The sequence below is a fragment of the Bradyrhizobium sp. USDA 4461 genome (assembly GCF_054055655.1).
This window is the reverse complement of the sequence record NZ_JBSRXM010000001.1, coordinates 993,228-1,009,520: the sequence shown is the minus strand read 5'-3', so window position 1 is coordinate 1,009,520 and position 16,293 is coordinate 993,228. Positions and strand designations below refer to the sequence as shown.

17 protein-coding genes are annotated in these 16,293 nt (G+C 64.5%); 11 read left to right on the top strand and 6 right to left on the bottom strand.

The window, feature by feature from the left end:
• Window positions 1-34 precede the first annotated feature (34 nt).
• A complete protein-coding gene (locus ACVINW_RS04820) occupies window positions 35-874 on the top strand; it encodes an IclR family transcriptional regulator (protein ID WP_456750249.1) in 840 nt (279 codons plus the stop codon).
• A gap of 1 nt (window position 875) precedes the next feature.
• Here the strand turns inward: ACVINW_RS04820 and ACVINW_RS04815 are convergent, their stop codons facing one another.
• The 3 genes from ACVINW_RS04815 to ACVINW_RS04805 form a co-directional block, all read right to left on the bottom strand.
• Window positions 876-2,384, bottom strand: coding sequence for a tripartite tricarboxylate transporter permease (locus tag ACVINW_RS04815; protein WP_456750248.1), 1,509 nt, complete (start codon window positions 2,382-2,384; stop codon window positions 876-878).
• A 7-nt stretch (window positions 2,385-2,391) separates the two neighbouring features.
• Window positions 2,392-2,877, bottom strand: coding sequence for a tripartite tricarboxylate transporter TctB family protein (locus ACVINW_RS04810; protein ID WP_456750247.1), 486 nt, complete (start codon window positions 2,875-2,877; stop codon window positions 2,392-2,394).
• Between the two features lie 164 nt (window positions 2,878-3,041).
• Entirely contained in the window at window positions 3,042-4,007 is a 966-nt protein-coding gene (locus ACVINW_RS04805) for a Bug family tripartite tricarboxylate transporter substrate binding protein (protein ID WP_456756298.1), read from the bottom strand.
• A gap of 381 nt (window positions 4,008-4,388) precedes the next feature.
• On the opposite strand from ACVINW_RS04805, the gene ACVINW_RS04800 reads away from it, so the two are divergent.
• The 7 genes from ACVINW_RS04800 (at window position 4,389) to ACVINW_RS04770 (ending at window position 10,010) form a co-directional block, all read left to right on the top strand.
• Window positions 4,389-4,805: a hypothetical protein gene (locus ACVINW_RS04800; RefSeq protein WP_456750246.1), complete on the top strand. Its 417-nt coding sequence runs from the start codon at window positions 4,389-4,391 to the stop codon at window positions 4,803-4,805.
• Window positions 4,802-5,665 (top strand): alpha/beta fold hydrolase, encoded by an 864-nt coding sequence (locus tag ACVINW_RS04795; protein WP_456750245.1) that lies wholly within the window; start codon window positions 4,802-4,804, stop codon window positions 5,663-5,665. Before ACVINW_RS04800 ends, ACVINW_RS04795 begins: the two co-directional genes overlap by 4 nt.
• Before the next feature lie 28 nt (window positions 5,666-5,693).
• The gene (locus ACVINW_RS04790; protein ID WP_456750244.1) at window positions 5,694-6,611 is read left to right on the top strand and encodes an amino acid ABC transporter substrate-binding protein; all 918 of its coding nucleotides are present in this window, start codon (window positions 5,694-5,696) and stop codon (window positions 6,609-6,611) included.
• A gap of 154 nt (window positions 6,612-6,765) precedes the next feature.
• Entirely contained in the window at window positions 6,766-7,497 is a 732-nt protein-coding gene (locus ACVINW_RS04785; RefSeq protein ID WP_456750243.1) for an amino acid ABC transporter permease, read from the top strand.
• Window positions 7,498-7,499: 2 nt separating this feature from the next.
• Entirely contained in the window at window positions 7,500-8,192 is a 693-nt protein-coding gene (locus ACVINW_RS04780; protein ID WP_456750242.1) for an amino acid ABC transporter permease, read from the top strand.
• 19 nt (window positions 8,193-8,211) lie between these two features.
• Window positions 8,212-8,943: an amino acid ABC transporter ATP-binding protein gene (locus ACVINW_RS04775; protein WP_456750241.1), complete on the top strand. Its 732-nt coding sequence runs from the start codon at window positions 8,212-8,214 to the stop codon at window positions 8,941-8,943.
• Between the two features lie 206 nt (window positions 8,944-9,149).
• On the top strand, window positions 9,150-10,010 hold the full coding sequence (locus ACVINW_RS04770) for a D-amino-acid transaminase (RefSeq protein WP_456750240.1): 861 nt from the start codon (window positions 9,150-9,152) through the stop codon (window positions 10,008-10,010).
• A gap of 150 nt (window positions 10,011-10,160) precedes the next feature.
• Here ACVINW_RS04770 and ACVINW_RS04765 read toward each other — a convergent pair whose 3' ends face one another.
• From ACVINW_RS04765 to ACVINW_RS04755, 3 genes are all read right to left on the bottom strand, one after another.
• Window positions 10,161-10,619, bottom strand: coding sequence for a carboxymuconolactone decarboxylase family protein (locus ACVINW_RS04765; protein WP_456750239.1), 459 nt, complete (start codon window positions 10,617-10,619; stop codon window positions 10,161-10,163).
• Window positions 10,620-10,654: 35 nt separating this feature from the next.
• A complete protein-coding gene (locus ACVINW_RS04760) occupies window positions 10,655-12,274 on the bottom strand; it encodes an MDR family MFS transporter (RefSeq protein ID WP_456750238.1) in 1,620 nt (539 codons plus the stop codon).
• A 264-nt stretch (window positions 12,275-12,538) separates the two neighbouring features.
• Window positions 12,539-13,687, bottom strand: a complete 1,149-nt coding sequence (locus ACVINW_RS04755; RefSeq protein WP_456750237.1) for an HlyD family secretion protein — start codon at window positions 13,685-13,687, stop codon at window positions 12,539-12,541.
• Window positions 13,688-13,831: 144 nt separating this feature from the next.
• Here ACVINW_RS04755 and ACVINW_RS04750 point away from each other — a divergent pair, with 144 nt between their 5' ends.
• From ACVINW_RS04750 to ACVINW_RS04740, 3 genes are all read left to right on the top strand, one after another.
• Window positions 13,832-14,743 carry a LysR substrate-binding domain-containing protein gene (locus ACVINW_RS04750; RefSeq protein ID WP_456750236.1) on the top strand — a complete coding sequence of 304 codons (912 nt, stop codon included), beginning with the start codon at window positions 13,832-13,834 and terminating at the stop codon, window positions 14,741-14,743.
• A 235-nt stretch (window positions 14,744-14,978) separates the two neighbouring features.
• Window positions 14,979-15,950, top strand: a complete 972-nt coding sequence (locus ACVINW_RS04745; RefSeq protein WP_456750235.1) for a Bug family tripartite tricarboxylate transporter substrate binding protein — start codon at window positions 14,979-14,981, stop codon at window positions 15,948-15,950.
• Window positions 15,951-16,098: 148 nt separating this feature from the next.
• Entirely contained in the window at window positions 16,099-16,284 is a 186-nt protein-coding gene (locus tag ACVINW_RS04740) for a DUF3311 domain-containing protein (protein ID WP_456750234.1), read from the top strand.
• The last annotated feature ends 9 nt before the right edge of the window (window positions 16,285-16,293 follow it).

The following is a 16,293-nucleotide window of genomic DNA, read 5'->3' as shown; positions in this document are numbered from 1 at the left end:
CAAGGTTTGGAATTGAGGCAAGGAAGGCCAGGGCATGAACGCCTCCACGACTGCGACCGCGCGCACCAGCCGCAAGAGGCCATCACCGGAGCCGGGCCAACCCGACAAGTTCAACGCGATCCAGAAAGTCTGCGCGATCCTGCGGGTGCTGGCGCAGCGCTCGCCGCTGCGGCTGACCGACATCGCCGACACCACCTCGCTGAACAAGGCGACGGCGCTGCGCATCCTCAATTCGCTGATCGAGGAGGGTTTTGTCTCCAGGGTCGCCGGTGCCAAGACCTACGAGCTCGGCCAAGAAGCGCGGGTGATGGCGGTCGGCGCGCGCCGCTCGGTCGACATCGCCGAGCTGGCACAGCCGAGCCTGCTGCGGCTGTCGGAACGTTCGGCCGATACCGCGCTGTTGTCGGTACGATCCGGCGTCGAGGCGCTGTATCTGGCGCGCTCGGTCGGCAACCATCCGCTGCAGCCGAACTATTTGCAGATCGGCAGCCGCCGTCCGCTCGGCGTCGGTGCCGGCGCGCTGGCGCTGCTGGTCTGGCTGCCGGATGCCGAGATCGAGGCCGTGATCGAGGTGATCGTGCCGCGGCTGGCGAAATCGCCGCGCATCACGCCAAAGTTTCTGCGCGAGCGGATCGCGGTGGCGCGCAAGGCCGGTCATACCGTGCTGCTCGACGCCGCATTCCCCGGAATGGGCGGCGTCGGCGTTCCGGTCCGCGACGATGCCGGCGAGGTGGTCGCGGCGCTCTCGATCGGTGCCGCAACCGACCGCATCCGCCGCCGCGAAGCCGAGCTCGCCGACATGCTGAAGAAGGAAGCCCAGGTGCTGGCCCGCGCCTTGGCCCAGGCGCCGAAGCCCGGCCGCAGCGTCAAGTGACTTAAGCCCCCTCGTCCAGTGCCACCAGCTCGCGCTTCCTGCGCAGCGACGGGAGCAGCGGGCCGACCAAGAGCACCAGCGCGAAGGCGAGGCAGATCGCCGAGATCGGCCGCTCCACGAAGGTCATCAGGTCGCCCTGGGAGAGGATCAGCGACTTGCGCAGATTGTTCTCCAGCATCGGCCCGAGCACGAAGGCGAGCACCAGCGGCGCCGGCTCGTAGCCGAGCTTGCGCATGAAATAGCCGATCACGCCGAACGCGATCATGACGTGGACGTCGAACACGTTGTTGCTGGAGCAGTAGACGCCGATGATGGTGAACAGGATGATCAGCGGGAACAGCACGTTGTAGGGCAGCCGCAGCAGCTGCACCCACATGCCGATCATCGGCAGATTGAGCACGAGCAGCATCAGATTGCCGATATACATGCTGGCGACGATGCCCCAGAACAGCGTCGGGTTCTGCGAGATCATCAGCGGTCCCGGCTGCAGGCCGTGGATCACGAAGGCGCCGAGCAGCAGCGCCATCACGACGTTCGGCGGGATGCCAAGCGTCATCAGCGGAATGAAGGCGCCGCCGGCCGCGGAATTGTTGGCCGATTCCGGCCCCGCGACGCCTTCGATCGCGCCATGGCCGAACCGCTCCGGATGCTTCGAGAGCCGCTTCTCCAGCGCATAGGATGCAAACGACGCCACCACGGCGCCGCCGCCGGGCAGGATGCCGAGGAAGAAGCCGAGCACGGTGCCGCGCGCCACCGGACCGCTGCTCGCCTTCCAGTCCTCCTTGCTCGGCAGCAGCTGGGTGATCCTGGTCTTGATGATGTCGCGCTTGATCGCCTGCTCGGTGTTGAGCAGCACCTCGGCGACGCCGAACAGGCCCATCACGACAGGCACGAGGCCGATGCCGTCGATCAGCTCGATACGGCCGAAGGTCAGCCGCGGCTGCGCGGTGATGCTGTCGAGCCCGACCAGGCCGAGCACGACGCCGATGCAGGCCATCAGCAGCGCTTTCGCCATCGAGCCCTGGGTGAGGAAGGTCAACACGACAAGGCCGAGCACCATCAGGCTGAAATATTCGGCCGGGCCGAACGCGATCGCGACGCTGGCGAGCGAGGGCGCCACCAGCATCAAGGCGACCAGCGAGAAGGTGCCGGCGATGAACGAGCCGAACGCGGAGATGCCGAGCGCCGGTCCGGCGCGGCCCTGCTTGGCCATCTGGTGGCCGTCGATGCAGGTGACCACGGAGGCGGCCTCGCCGGGAATGTTGACCAGGATCGAGGTGGTCGAGCCGCCATACATCGAGCCGTAATAGATGCCGGCCATCATGATGATGCCGGATTCCGCCGTGCCGGACAGCGTCACCGGCAGCAGCAGCGACATCGCCGAGATCGGGCCGATGCCGGGCAGCACGCCGACCAGCGTGCCGATGAAGACGCCGATGAAGCAGTAGAGCAAATTGACCGGCAGCAGCGCGATGCCGAGGCCGTGGGCGACGTTGACGAGAGTATCCATGGGCAGCTCAACCGATCTCGAACAGGCCGCTCGGCAACTGGATCGCGAGCAGGTGCTTCAGCACCCACCACATCCCGAGCGGGGCAAGGATGGACAGCGGGATGGCGAGCGACCAGCGCACCGGATCGATCACGCGCAGCAGCAACAGCATCAGCGGGATCGCCGACAGCAGGAAGCCGAGCGGCTCCAGCGCAAAGGCGAATGCGGCGAGGCAGGCGATGACGAGCACCGGCTTGCCCCAGCGCGCATTCTGCCAGCGCGACGCGAAAGTCGGCCCGCCCTCGGTGACCGCCGCGACCATGATCGAGACCGCGAACACGCACATCAGGATGCCGGTGTAGAACAGCACGTAGCCGGAGCCGGGATCGTTGATGGTGCCGAGCTTGAGCTTCAGGCCGGACCAGATCACGAAGAGGCCGAGCCCGAGCCCGATCAGACCGCCCCAGAGCTCGGAGTTGTTGAGGCGGAGTTTCACGTTGGTTTGGTCTGTCATGAGGAATGCTCTCGTCGCGTCGCAAGGGGGCATCGACCTATCCCCGTCATTGCGAGCGAAGCGAAGCAATCCATTTCACCGCGTCTGCGGAAAGATGGATTGCTTCGTCGCTTCGCTCCTCGCAATGACGGATAACGACGGGTGAGGCCTGTCGATTGTGCCTGCTACTTCTTCGCCAGGCCGAGCGTGTCGATCACCTTGCGCTCGGACTCGGTGACCTCGACCACGAATTTCTTGTAGTCCTCGGTGTTCTTGTAGTTCGGCACCATGTCGTATTTGGCAAGCGTTGCGATCACCGCGGGGTCCTCGATCGCCTTCTTGAAGGCGTCGTGCAGCTTGGCGACGATCTTGGGATCCATGCCCTTGGGGCCAGCGATGCCGAACGGCGAGTCGTAGATCATGGGATAGCCGAGCTCCTTCAGCGTCGGCACGTCGGGATAGTTCGGCGAGCGCGTGCCGGTCCACACCATCAACAGGCGGAGCTTGCCGGCGTCGACCAGCGGCCGCCAGCCGGTGGAATCGGCCTGCAGCATGGTGTGCTGGCCGAGCACCGCGGCGTTGGTCTCGGCGCCGCCCTTGAACGGCACCTGGGTCAGCTTGATCCCGGCCATCAACGCGATCTGCTCCATGCCGACATGGAGCGAGGTGCCGGTGCCGGGCGAGGCGTAGGTCACCTTGCCGGGATTCTTCTTGGCGAAATCGACCACGTCCTGCCAGCTCTTGAACTGCGAGTCCGCATTGGTCGTGACGCCGAAGGTGTAGCCGGTGAGGTGCACGATGTAGGAGAAATCCTTCGCCGGATCCCACGACACCTCCTGCATCAGGGGCAGGCGAAACACCGTGATGGGGATCTGCGCGATGGTGTAGCCGTCGGGCTTGGCGCCGGCGGCCATCGTCGCCGGGCCCACGGTGCCGCCGCCACCCGCCTTGTTGTCGACCGCGATCGGTTGGCCCAGCACCTTGGAGGCGCTCTCGGCGATCGCGCGCATCGAGATATCGGTCGAGCCGCCCGCCGGCCACGGCACGATCAGCGTGATCGGCTTGGTCGGATAATCCTGCGCTTGCGCTGCAACCGACACCAGCATGCCGGCGGCGGCGAGCAGGACCATCAAGCGATTGCGCTGCGACATCTCGTTCTCTCCCTGGTGGCCGCGTTCGATCGCGGCCGCGTCTTGTTCGGTGTTGGCAATGATCGTCCCTGTCATTCGCAAGGACACAGGGCGCATAGGACAGAACGCGGCGGACAACGGAAGAGCGAAGGCAGGGGCTGCGACAATTGGCCTGCCGCGCCGTGCGACGCCCTGCCGAGCCGCGGAATTCAATCGGTCTTTGGTCTGAGCTGACTGGCCGTTTCCGGCAGCATGCGCGGTGGGCCGCGCCTGACCGGCAAGCCGGGTTTGGTCAAGCGAATTATCCAGGGAACCCAAGGGCATCCGAGGGCATCGGCGCCTTGCGGGATCGCAGCCTTCCAGTCATCATGGGCGATCCGCCGCAGGAAGCTTCCCCGACTGATGACGCTCTCGCCCGACGCCACCGACGACGCTGTGACGACGGCGTTTGCCGGCCTTCCCGCATTGCTTGACCAGGCTCCCATGCTGGTCGCGCGCGGGCGGCTGCTCGATTGCGACTGCCTGCTCGGGGAGTTGGCGCGGCCGTTTCATGCCACGATCCGCACCGGGCGCATCGTCGAGCTCAAGCCTGCGCCGGTCCTGATGCGCTCGTGGCGCTTTGCCTATCGTGCGACGCCGCAGGCCTGGGCCGCCTATTGGCAGGCCGAGCCGAAGCCCGGCTGGCATGATCTCTTGGCGCTGACCAAGCGCGGCGAGGCGGTGCTGGAAGGCGATCTCCATCCCTTCATGACGCATCTGCAGTACTTCAAGGACCTGCTGGCGCTGCCGCGGCAGCAATTCGCGGCGGGCGCAACATGAGCGGCGCCATCATGAACGGCCACATCGAGCCGATGGTCGGCCGCTACGTTCACGTCGAGATCGGCGGCGAGCTGCACCGGATCTATTTCGAGGAGAACGGCGAGGGCGTGCCGCTGCTCTGCCTGCACACCGCGGGATCGGATGCGCGACAGTGGCGGCATCTGCTCGCTGACGCGCAATTTGCCGAAAATTTCCGCATCATTGCCTTCGATATGCCCTGGCATGGCAAGTCGAATCCGCCGAAGAGCTGGACCGGCGATGAATACCAACTCACCACAGCACGCTACACCGAGACCATCCGCGCCTTCTGCCGTGCGCTGCGGCTGGAGAAGCCGGTCGTGATGGGCTGTTCGATCGGCGGCCGCATCGTGCTGAATCTCGCGATCGAACATGCCGCCGAATTCCGCGCGCTGATCGGGCTCGAGGCCGCCGACTTCCAGGCGCCGTGGTACGACACCGGCTGGCTGAACCGTCCGGACGTTCACGGCGGCGAAGTCTGCGCCGCGCTGGTGTCGGGACTGATTGCGCCGCAGAGCCCGCAAGCCTCGCGGATGGAAACGCTGTGGGCCTACAAGCAGGGCGGCCCGGGCGTGTTCAAGGGCGATCTGTATTTCTACCGTGTCGATGGCGACCTGCGCGGCCAGGTCGCGTCAATCGATACTAAAGTATGCAAGCTGTATCTGCTCACGGGCGAGTATGATTTCTCCTGCACGCCCGAGGACACGAGGCGGACCGCAGCGGCAATAGGGGGCGCCAGCGTCACGATCATGGAGAAGCTCGGTCATTTTCCGATGAGCGAGAATCCGGAGCAGTTTCGCCGCTACATCGCACCCGTCCTCGCCGACATTCTCATGCACTAGATCGACGTTTCCACGAAGGAGTAGACGTATGACATCCAAATATCTCATCGGCTTCGCGCTCGCCGCCGCGCTCGGCGCGAGCCAGGCGCAGGCCCAGGAGCTGACCGGCACGCTGAAGAACATCAAGGACACCGGCGCGATCACGCTCGGCTACCGCGATTCCTCGATCCCGTTCTCCTATCTCGACGACAACCAGAAGCCCATCGGCTACGCCATGGACATCTGCTACAAGATCGTCGACGCGATCAAGAAGGAGCTCAAGCTCGACAAGCTCGAGGTCAAGCTCAACCCGGTGACCTCGGCGACGCGCATCCCGCTGATGGCCAACGGCACCGTCGACCTCGAATGCGGTTCGACCACCAACAATGCCGAGCGCCAGAAGCAGGTCTCCTTCACCAACTCGCACTTCCTGACCGCGAGCCGCTACGTCACCAAGAAGGCGAACAAGATCAATTCGATCGATGACCTGAAGGGCAAGACGGTGGTGTCGACCGCCGGCACCACCAACATCAAGCAGCTCACCGAGGCCAACCTGGCGCGGGGCTTGAGCGTCAACATCATCCCGGCCAAGGATCATGCCGAGGCCTTCCTGATGGTCGAGACCGATCGTGCGGTTGCCTTCGTGATGGACGACATCCTGCTCGCGAGCCTCGTCGCCGGCTCGAAGTCGCCGGACGACTACGTCATCTCCAAGGATGCGTTCTCCAAGCCCGAGCCCTACGGCATCATGCTGCGCAAGGACGATGCGCCGTTCAAGAAGGTCGTCGACGCCGCCACGGCCGCGCTCTACACCAGCGGCGAGGGCCAGAAGATCTACGACAAGTGGTTCACCCAGAAGATCCCGCCGAAGGGCCTCAATCTCAACTCGCCGGCTGGACCGGAGATGAAGAAGCAGTTTGCGAAGCCGTCGGATTCGCCCGATCCCGATGCCTATCTGGTGAACTGATTGCACGGCCGAGTTTGACCCGTCGCCCCTCGGCGGCGGGTCCCGAAAGTGAGTATGTCCGGCCATTTTGGAGGAAGATGGCCGGACATTTGCATAGACGCCGCGCGCCAAGTCGGCGTAATGCGTGATCGCCGCGGCCGCGCGTGGGGGACCTGTGAACTATAATTGGAACTGGCACATCTTTCTTGAGCCGAACCCGATGGGGACCGGCACCTATCTCGACCTGCTGCTGTCGGGACTGGTGGTCACTGTCAAGGTGTCGGTGCTCGCCTGGATCATCGCGCTGGTGACCGGCTCGGTGATCGGCGTGCTGCGCACGCTGCCGTCGAAGACGGCGTCGTGGATCGGCTTCTGCTGGGTCGAGTTCTTCCGCAACATGCCGCTGCTGGTGCAGCTGTTCCTCTGGTTCTTCGTGCTGCCCGAGCTGCTGCCCAAATCCGCCGGGCTGTGGCTGAAGCAGCTGCCGAACGCACCGTTCTGGACCGCCGCGATCGGCGTCGGCCTGTTCATGTCGGCGCGCGTCGCCGTGCAATTGCAGGCCGGCATCACCTCGCTGCCGCGCGGCCAGAAGCAGGCCTCGACCGCGCTCGGCCTCACCACGGTGCAGACCTATCGCTACGTGCTGCTGCCGATGGCCTTCCGCATCATCCTGCCGCCGCTGACCTCCGAATTCCTCAACACCATCAAGAACAGCGCGGTCGCCATCACCATCGGCCTGATCGAATTGACCGGCGAGGCCCGCTCGATGCAGGAATTCTCGTTCCAGGTGTTCGAGGCCTTCACTGCGGCGACCGTGCTCTATCTTCTCCTCAATTTCGTCGTGGTGACCGCGATGCGCTTCCTCGAGCGCTATGTTGCGATCCCCGGCTACATCACGGGCAAATGACGATGCTCGGCAATTTCGATTTCGACGTCATCCGCCGCGCGCTGCCCTATCTGTTCTTCGAGGGCATGCGCTTCACGCTGACCCTGACGGCGCTTGCTGCGTTCGGCGGCCTGGTGTTCGGCACCCTGATCGCCCTGATGCGGTTGTCGAGCTACAAATGGCTCGGGCGCATCGCGGGCCTTTATGTCGACTTCATCCGCTCGCTGCCGCTGGTGCTGGTGATCTTCTGGTTCTACTTCCTGGTGCCCTATATCGGGCAGTGGCTGACCGGAGCGTCGCGGCCGATCACGGTCGGCGCCTTTGCCTCCTCGCTGATCACCTTCATCGCATTCGAGGCGGCCTATTTCTCCGAGATCATGCGCGCCGGCATCCAGTCGATCTCGAAGGGCCAGCCGGCCGCGGCTAGCGCGCTCGGCCTGACCTACGCGCAGTCGATGCGCTACGTCGTGCTGCCGCAGGCGTTCCGCAACATGCTGCCGGTGCTGCTGACGCAGACCATCGTGCTGTTCCAGGACACCTCGCTGGTCTACGTGCTGTCGATCCCGGATTTCCTCGGCGCCGCCAGCAAGGTCGCGCAGCGCGACGGCCGTCTGGTCGAAATGTACCTGTTCGCCGCGCTGGTCTACTTCGTCATTTCCTGTGTCGCATCCTTTGGTGTCCGCCGCCTGCAGGCGCGCATCGCCATCGTTCGCTGATCAAACGAGCTGAGCCATCATGATCGAGATCAATCACGTCAACAAATGGTACGGGCCGGCCTTCCAGGTGCTGAAGGACTGCACCACCAGCGTCGCCAAGGGCGAGGTGGTGGTGGTCTGCGGCCCCTCCGGCTCGGGCAAGTCGACCCTGATCAAATGCGTCAATGCGCTGGAGCCGATCCAGGGCGGCGACATCACGCTCGACGGCGTCAAGGTCAACGATCCCAAGACCGACCTGCCGAAGCTGCGCTCGCGCGTCGGCATGGTGTTCCAGCATTTCGAGCTGTTCCCGCATCTGCGCATCATCGACAATCTCTGCCTCGCGCAGGAGAAGGTGCTGGGCCGCAAGCATGACGGGGCCATGGCCAAGGGCATGAAGCTTTTGGAGCGCGTCGGGCTGAAGGATCACGCCAAAAAGTTTCCCGCCGAATTGTCCGGCGGCCAGCAGCAGCGCGTCGCGATCGCCCGCGCGCTGGCGATGGACCCGATCGCGATGCTGTTCGACGAGCCGACCTCGGCGCTCGACCCGGAAATGATCAGCGAGGTGCTCGACGTCATGGTCGACCTCGCCCGCGAGGGCATGACCATGATGGTGGTGACCCACGAAATGGGCTTCGCCAATAAGGTCGCCGACCGCGTCATCTTCATGGACCGCGGCGAGATCGTCGAGGATGCCAAGAAGGCCGACTTCTTCGGCACGCCGCGCAGCGACCGCGCGCAGAAGTTCCTGTCGAAGATCCTGCAGCATTAGGGGGCGTCGTTCTCTCCACTCCGTCATTCCGGGGCTCGCGAAGCGAGAGCCCGGAGTCCATTGGGCCGCATCTTCTGCTGTGAAATGGATTCCGGGCTCGCGCCTCTGGCGCGCCCCGGAATGACGGTGGGGAGAGGGTTTATCCCCGTTAACAATTTGCGTATACGAAAGCCCAGAACTCCCCCTTCGTCCGCAGGAGAACTCGCGTGGAAAAGATCGCTTACGTCAACGGCTCGTACGTGCCGCATTCCGAGGCCAAGGTCTCGGTGTTCGACCGCGGTTTCCTGTTCGCCGACGGCATCTATGAGGTGGCGGCGGTGCTCGAGGGCAAGCTGATCGACAACGCCTCGCATCTGGCGCGGCTGAAACGTTCGGTCGGCGAGATCCAGCTGGCGCTGCCGGAGACGCTGGAGCGGATCGAGGAGATCCAGAAGGAGCTGGTCAAGCGCAACAACCTCGTCAACGGCATGGTCTATCTCGAGGTAACCCGCGGCGCCGACAAAGGCCGCGATTTCGCGTTCCCGACGGCCGACGTCAAGCCGACGCTGGTCATGTTCACCTCGGAAAAGGACATCATCAACGCGCCCTCGGCCAAGACCGGCATCAAGGTCATCACGGTGCCCGACATCCGCTGGGAACGGCGCGACATCAAGAGCGTGGCGCTGCTCGCGCAGGTGCTGGCCAAGCAGGCCGCGGCCGCGGCCGGCGCCGGCGAAGCCTGGATGATCGAGGACGGCAAGATCACCGAGGGCGGCTCGTCGTCGTCCTTCATCGTCACCCAGGACGACGTCATCGTGACCCGACAGAACGGCAACGAGATCCTGCCCGGCTGCACCCGCAAGGCGGTGGTCAAGCTCGCCGAGGAGCGCCAGCTGCGCATCGAGGAACGCGCCTTCACGGTCGCCGAAGCACTCGCCGCCAAGGAAGCCTTCATCACCAGCGCCTCGGTGTTCGTGCAGGGCGTGGTCGCAATCGACGGCAAGGCGGTCGGCAGCGGCAAGGTCGGCCCGATCACCGACCGCCTGCGCGAGATCTATGTCGAGTTCGCGCGGGCGACCGCGGTTTAATCTGTCCCTATTCACGCTGTCATCGCCCGGCTCGACCGGGCGATCCAGTATTCCAGATGCCGCGGTGCTCGAGCCGAGAAGCCGCGGCGTACTGGATGCCCCGCATGAAGCGGGGCATGACAGCTGAATATTTGGCGATCAGTATCGCCCTCAAGCTGCGACCTTCACTTTCACCGGATGCACTGCGCGGAAGCCGATGGCGATCCGGTTCCAGGCGTTGATCGCGCCGATCAGCGTGGTCAGGTTGACCAGCTCGCCGTCCGAGAACTGCGCACGTACCGCCTCATAGTCGGCATCGGGCGCGTGCGTGTCTGCAACCAGCGTCAGCGCTTCGGTCCAGGCCAGCGCCGCGCGCTCGCGCTCGGAGTAGAGCGGTGACTCGCGCCAGGCATTGAGCAGATAGAGCCGCTGCTCGGTCTCGCCATGCTTGCGGGCGTCCTCGGTGTGCATGTTGATGCAGTAGGCGCAGCCGTTGATCTGCGAGGCGCGGGTCTTCACCAGTTCGATCAGCGATTGCTCGAGGCCGCTCGCGGTGATCTGGCTTTCCACCGCAACCAGCGCTTTGATGGTTTCGGGGGCGGCCTGGTAGAAGTTCATCCGGGGTTTCATGCTCGTTCTCCGTGGTTGTGGGTTCAGTAACAAGGCTAGTGCGCGCCGCCGCCGCCAGCCAGCTGGCCCGGCTTCTTCAGGAACAGGGTTGCGACCAGCGCGATGATCAGCGCCACGCCGAGCAGGTAGAAGGTGTCGCTGAAGGCCAGGATGTAGGCCTGCTTCTGCACGACATTGCCGATCGCGGCGATCGCGCGGTGGGCGGCGGCGGCCTGGTCGGCGATGCCGTGGTTCATGAAATACTGCGTCATCTGCGCGATCCGGGTGCGGGTTGCCTCCTCCAGCAGCGAGACCGACTGCATCAGCACGTTGGAATGATACTGCTCGCGCTTGGTCAGCAGGGTCTGCAGCGCGGCGATGCCGATTGCGCCGCCGAGGTTGCGCATCATGTTGAACAGCGCTGACGCCGATCCGGCATTCTCCGCTTCAATTCCGGCCGTTGCAACCGCCGACAGCGGGGCAAATGCAAGCGCCTGACCGACGGCACGAACGACGTTCGGCCAGAGCAGCTGATCGGCGGCATAGTCGTTGGTCATGTAGATGTTCATGAAGCTGGAGCCGGCGAACAGCGCAAATCCGATACCGATGACGATGCGCGGGTCGAAGCGCTGCATCAGCTTAGGCACCAGCGGGATCAGCACGAGCTGCGGCAGTCCGGTCCATGCCAGCACCATGCCGATCTGCTCGGCATTGTAGCCCTGGATGCGCGACAGGTACTGCGGCAGGATGAACACCGAGCCGTACAGCGCAATGCCCATCAGGAAGTTCGCCAGCATGCCGAAGCCGAAATTGCGGCGGGCGAGCAGGCGCAGATTGAGCAGCGGCTTCTCGACGGTGAATTCGACGATCAGGAAGGCTGTCAGCGCAACCGCTGCGATGACAGACAGGCGGACGATGAAGGGCGAGCCGAACCAGTCGTCCTTGTTGCCTTCTTCGAGCACGGTCTGCAGCGCGGCCAGCCCGATCGCCATGGTGATGATGCCGAGCCAGTCGCCCTGGCGGATCAGCGACAGCTTCATCGGGCTCGGATCGAGCGAGACGTACAGCATCGCGATCATCACGGCGCCGGGCACCAGATTGACATAGAAGATGTACTGCCAGCCCCAGTTCTCGGTGAGATAACCGCCGATGGTCGGGCCGATCGCCGGCGCGAACGTCGCCGACAGCGCGAACAGCGCCAGCCCGATCGGCTGCTTGGCCTTCGGCAGCAGCGTGATGATCAGCGTGAACGCCATCGGGATCAGCACGCCGCCGGTGAAGCCTTGCACGGCGCGCAGCGCGATCATCTGCGGCAGGTCCTGGGCCAGCGCGCAGGCCGCCGAGAACACCAGGAACAGGAACGCATTGGTGAGCAGATAAAGGCGAACCGAGAAGACCCGCGCGAGCCAGCCGGACAGCGGGATCACCACGATCTCGGCAATCAGATAGGAGGTCGAAATCCAGCCACCGTCATCGATGCCGGCGCCGATGCCGCCTTGAATGTCGGCGAGCGAGGCGTTGACGATCTGGATGTTGAGCACCGCCATGAACGCGCCGAGCGTGGCGCCGATCACCGCGATCCAGGTCCGCGTCGAGACCGCAGGCGCGGCGGGTGCTGCGGGTTTCGAAAGATCGGCCGTATTGGCTGCATCGGCTGTGGGCTGGAGTGTGGTCATCGGGGTCGTCCTTGCTGACTCAAACAACATGTATTAGGCGGCCGGTTTCGATAATCCGGGAAAGGGTGGAAGGATTGTCCGGCAGAGCTTGATAATCGGATGCCTAGCTGTTCTGCCGTTCGTAGCGGCTTGCCACAGCAGCTGGTCTATCGCCGGTGTGCGCGGCACGAAGGAGAAGCGATCACGGAGAGGCACACAGCAAAACGCGATCGACCGCCGATGCGGTGATCGATCGCGCTTGGCCAATTGAAGAACCGTTCGTCCCTAGCCGCCGTGCGGCCGCGTCGCCGAGGCAAGCCGGCGCTTCTCGTCGCGTTCGGCCAGCACCGTAGCCTTGGTGTTGACGGTCGGGATCGCCGACATGCCCGGCCGCAGCAGGCCGGTCAGGCTGTGATCGTCGAGCACGATCTTCACTGGCACGCGCTGCACGATCTTGGTGAAATTGCCGGTGGCGTTGTCGGGCGGCAGCAGCGCGAATTCGAGACCGCTGGCCGGCGACAGACTGTCGACATGGCCCTTCAAGGTGGTGCCGTGGAAACTGTCGACGGTGAGCTCGACCGGCTGGCCATTCCGCACATGGGTCAGCTGCGTCTCCTTGAAATTGGCGACCACATACACCGCATCGAGCGGCACCACCGCCATCAGCTGGGTGCCGGCCTGCACGTACTGGCCAACACGGAGCGTGCGGGCGCCGACCGTGCCGTCGACCGGCGCGGTGATCTTCGCATAGGACAGATTGAGCTCGGCCTGCTGCTCGACTGCGCGGGCGCGGTCGACCTGCGCGGCGGCCTGGGCGCGCTGCGTGGTCAACACATCGACCTTGCGCTGCGCTGCCGACAGCGCCGATTTCGCGTGCTGCAATTGCGCGGTGTTGGCGCGCAGCGCCGCATCGGTCTGCTGCGCGCGCTGAATGGTGCCGGAGCCGGACTTCATCAGCCCGTCGTAGCGGCTCTGCTCCTCCTGGGCGAATTTCAGATTGGCTTCGGCGGCTTCGACATCGGCCGTGCTCTGGTCGATGATCGGTTGCTGCAGCTCGAGCTGGGCATCGAGGTTGCGCACCGACGCGCTCGCGGCGTCGACGTCAGCCTTGGCCTGGCCGAGCGCGGTGCGGTAATCGCGGTCGTCGATCTCGGCCAGCAGCTGGCCGGCCTTCACCGGCTGGTTGTCGGTGACCAGCACGCGGGCGATATAGCCCGACACTTTCGGTGCGATGATCGTAGAGTCCGCCTTCACATAGGCGTCGTCCGTCGATTCGAGGTAGCGGCCGGTGGTGAGATAGTCGTAGCCAAAATCGGCGGCGACGGCGATGCCGAGCAGCGCGGCGAGCCCGAGGGCTGCCCGCTTGAACGTCGCGCGCGACGGGCGCAGGCCAATTTTAGCCGATTCGTCAGGGACATAGGTTGTGGTCGACATGGCGTCCTCCGGGTCGAACATTCGCGTCCTTCCAGAAAGGGCGCCGATCTCGACCCGTTAGATGCAATGTCCTCCTCGCTGTGATAATCCCGATAAAACTGGAAGCATTATCAAGCCAGCGCTGATAATCCGGACGTTGCGCACATGGATCGCCTGACCAGCCTGACCGCCTTCGTCCGGGTCGTGGATGCCGGCGGCTTTTCCGCGGCCGGCCGCAAGCTCAACATGTCCACCACGATGGTGAGCAACCATGTGCAGTCGCTGGAGGATCGGCTCGGCGCCCGGCTGCTCAACCGCACCACGCGCAAGGTCAGCCTCACCGAGGTCGGTCAGGCCTATTACGAGCGTTGTGTCCAGATCCTCGCCGATATCGAACAGGCCGACGACATCGCGGGCGCGTTGCAGTCGGTGCCGCGCGGCACGCTGCGCATCTACACCAACACCCACCTAGCGCAGTTCCTGTCGCCCGCGGTGGTCGAGTTCCTGGCGACCTATCCGGAGGTCAAGGTCGACCTCGCGATCGGTGAACGCAATGTCGACCTGATCGACGAGAATTACGATCTCGCCGTGCGCATGCTCCCGCCGCCGGATTCCAGCCTGATCGTGCGCAGCATCGCGACCTGGCGGCACGTGCTGTGTTGTTCGCACGGCTATATCGAACAGCACGGCAAGCCCGCGCAGCTCGCCGACCTCGCGGAACGCAATTGCATCCGTCACGTCAATTATCCCTATGGCGACGAGTGGCATTTCGTCGACCGCAAGGGCACGCCGGCGTCGGTGAAGGTCAGCGGCAATCTGGTCGCCAACAGCGGCGACACGCTGCGGCTCGCCGCATTGGCCGGCGTCGGCGTGTTCCTCGCGGCAGGCTTCCTGGTGCGCGACGAGCTCGAGTCCGGCCAATTGGTCCGCCTGTTGCCCGAGTACCGGCCGGTCGAGTTCACCATGAACGCGGTCTATCCGCACCGCCATCATCTCTCGGCGAAGGTGCGCACCTTCATCGATCTCCTGGTGCATCACGCCACCGAGCAGCAGAAGCTGATCAATCCGTATTCGTGAGGAGCGTGGAAAGAGCCGCGCACGCACATCTATCTCCGTCACCCTGAGGAGCGCGAAGCGCGTCTCGAAGGGTCGACGGCCCGGCTGTGGCCGATTCATCCTTCGGGGCTCGCTGCGCTCGCACCTCAGGATGACGGGACCGGAAGTGGAGCGCTTCCTCCTGCATCATGGCGCCCCGGCCCCCCTCGCATGGCGCTCCCGTGTATCAAGGTCGCGTCACTTGCCGGGGTCCGCCATGCCGCTTCGCTTCCTCGCATCGCTTCTGTTCGCGCTTGCAGCAAACCTGCTGTTGCAGGTGCCGGCGCGCGCCGCCTATCCCGACCATATCGTGAAGATCGTGGTGCCGTTCGCGCCGGGCGGCGGCACCGATGTGGTGGCGCGCACGCTGGCGCAGGAGATGCAGAAGGATCTCGGCGTCACCGTTATCGTCGAGAACAAGCCGGGGGCTGGCACGATCGTCGGCACGCAGAGCGTCGCGGCGAGTCCACCCGACGGCTACACCCTGCTGATGGCGACCTTCGCCAACGCGGTCAATCCGAGCCTCTACCGCAAGCTGCCCTATGACGCGCACAAGGATTTTGCCCCCGTGGCGCTGGTGGCGCGCTCCTTCAACGTCGTGGTGGTCAATCCATCCTCGCCGATCAAGTCGATCGCCGATCTGGTCGCGGCCGCGAAGGCTGATCCGGAAAAGCTGTCCTACGGCACTTATGGCACCGGCACCTCGGCGCATCTCGCCGGTGAATTGTTCAAGCACATGACGCGAGTCAATCTCACCACCGTGCCCTACAAGGGTGCGGCGCCGGCCATCACCGACCTCCTGGGTGGCCAGATCCAGGTGATGTTCACGACGGTGGCGAGCTGCGCGTCGCTGGTCGAAGCCGGGCAGCTGCGCGCGATCGGCGTAACCTCGACTGAGCGCTCGCCCGCGTTCCCGCAACTGCCGACGGTATCGGAAGCCGGCGTGCCGGGCTACGTCGCGGAATCGTGGTACGGCCTTTACGCCCCTGCGAACACGCCGCCCGACGTGATCGACCGGCTCAACACGTCCGCGGCCAAGGCCGTGCAGGCGGAAGCCTTCAAGAAGCTCAGCGTCAACGAGGGCCTCGTGATGGTGGCACAGCCTCCGGCCGAGCTCGACCGCTACTTTTCCGGTGAGGAAGCGCGCTGGCGCAAGGTGATCCAGGACGCCGGCATCAAAGCCGAATAGGCAGCGTGCCCGGTTCGGCGATCACATCTTTTTGCATCGCCATGCCGTAACTGTGATTCTAGACGCAACGAATGGTTCCTGGGGTCGTTGATGACGGGACACCGGCAACCCTGCCGGTATGGATCACGCCCGGGGCTGGGAGAGAGCCATGTGGATTCTGTTGCTGCTGCCGTTCATCGGCTTGCTGTGGGTGCCGTTCTATAATTTCGCCGAGCCGTCGCTGTTCGGCTTTCCGTTCTTCTACTGGTACCAGCTCGCCTGGGTGCCGATCTCGTCACTCTTGATCTGGGTGGTCTATCGCAGCCGCCAGCCAGACGCCGACGAGCGGCGGTGAGGGGAGAGC

Coding starts and splice junctions, on each gene's coding strand:
- ACVINW_RS04820 (WP_456750249.1), top strand. CDS start 35: ATGAACGCCTCCACGACTGCGACCGCGCGCACCAGCCGCAAGAGGCCA.
- ACVINW_RS04815 (WP_456750248.1), bottom strand. CDS start 2,384: ATGGATACTCTCGTCAACGTCGCCCACGGCCTCGGCATCGCGCTGCTG.
- ACVINW_RS04810 (WP_456750247.1), bottom strand. CDS start 2,877: ATGACAGACCAAACCAACGTGAAACTCCGCCTCAACAACTCCGAGCTC.
- ACVINW_RS04805 (WP_456756298.1), bottom strand. CDS start 4,007: ATGTCGCAGCGCAATCGCTTGATGGTCCTGCTCGCCGCCGCCGGCATG.
- ACVINW_RS04800 (WP_456750246.1), top strand. CDS start 4,389: ATGACGCTCTCGCCCGACGCCACCGACGACGCTGTGACGACGGCGTTT.
- ACVINW_RS04795 (WP_456750245.1), top strand. CDS start 4,802: ATGAGCGGCGCCATCATGAACGGCCACATCGAGCCGATGGTCGGCCGC.
- ACVINW_RS04790 (WP_456750244.1), top strand. CDS start 5,694: ATGACATCCAAATATCTCATCGGCTTCGCGCTCGCCGCCGCGCTCGGC.
- ACVINW_RS04780 (WP_456750242.1), top strand. CDS start 7,500: ATGCTCGGCAATTTCGATTTCGACGTCATCCGCCGCGCGCTGCCCTAT.
- ACVINW_RS04775 (WP_456750241.1), top strand. CDS start 8,212: ATGATCGAGATCAATCACGTCAACAAATGGTACGGGCCGGCCTTCCAG.
- ACVINW_RS04765 (WP_456750239.1), bottom strand. CDS start 10,619: ATGAAACCCCGGATGAACTTCTACCAGGCCGCCCCCGAAACCATCAAA.
- ACVINW_RS04760 (WP_456750238.1), bottom strand. CDS start 12,274: ATGACCACACTCCAGCCCACAGCCGATGCAGCCAATACGGCCGATCTT.
- ACVINW_RS04755 (WP_456750237.1), bottom strand. CDS start 13,687: ATGTCGACCACAACCTATGTCCCTGACGAATCGGCTAAAATTGGCCTG.
- ACVINW_RS04750 (WP_456750236.1), top strand. CDS start 13,832: ATGGATCGCCTGACCAGCCTGACCGCCTTCGTCCGGGTCGTGGATGCC.
- ACVINW_RS04745 (WP_456750235.1), top strand. CDS start 14,979: ATGCCGCTTCGCTTCCTCGCATCGCTTCTGTTCGCGCTTGCAGCAAAC.
- ACVINW_RS04740 (WP_456750234.1), top strand. CDS start 16,099: ATGTGGATTCTGTTGCTGCTGCCGTTCATCGGCTTGCTGTGGGTGCCG.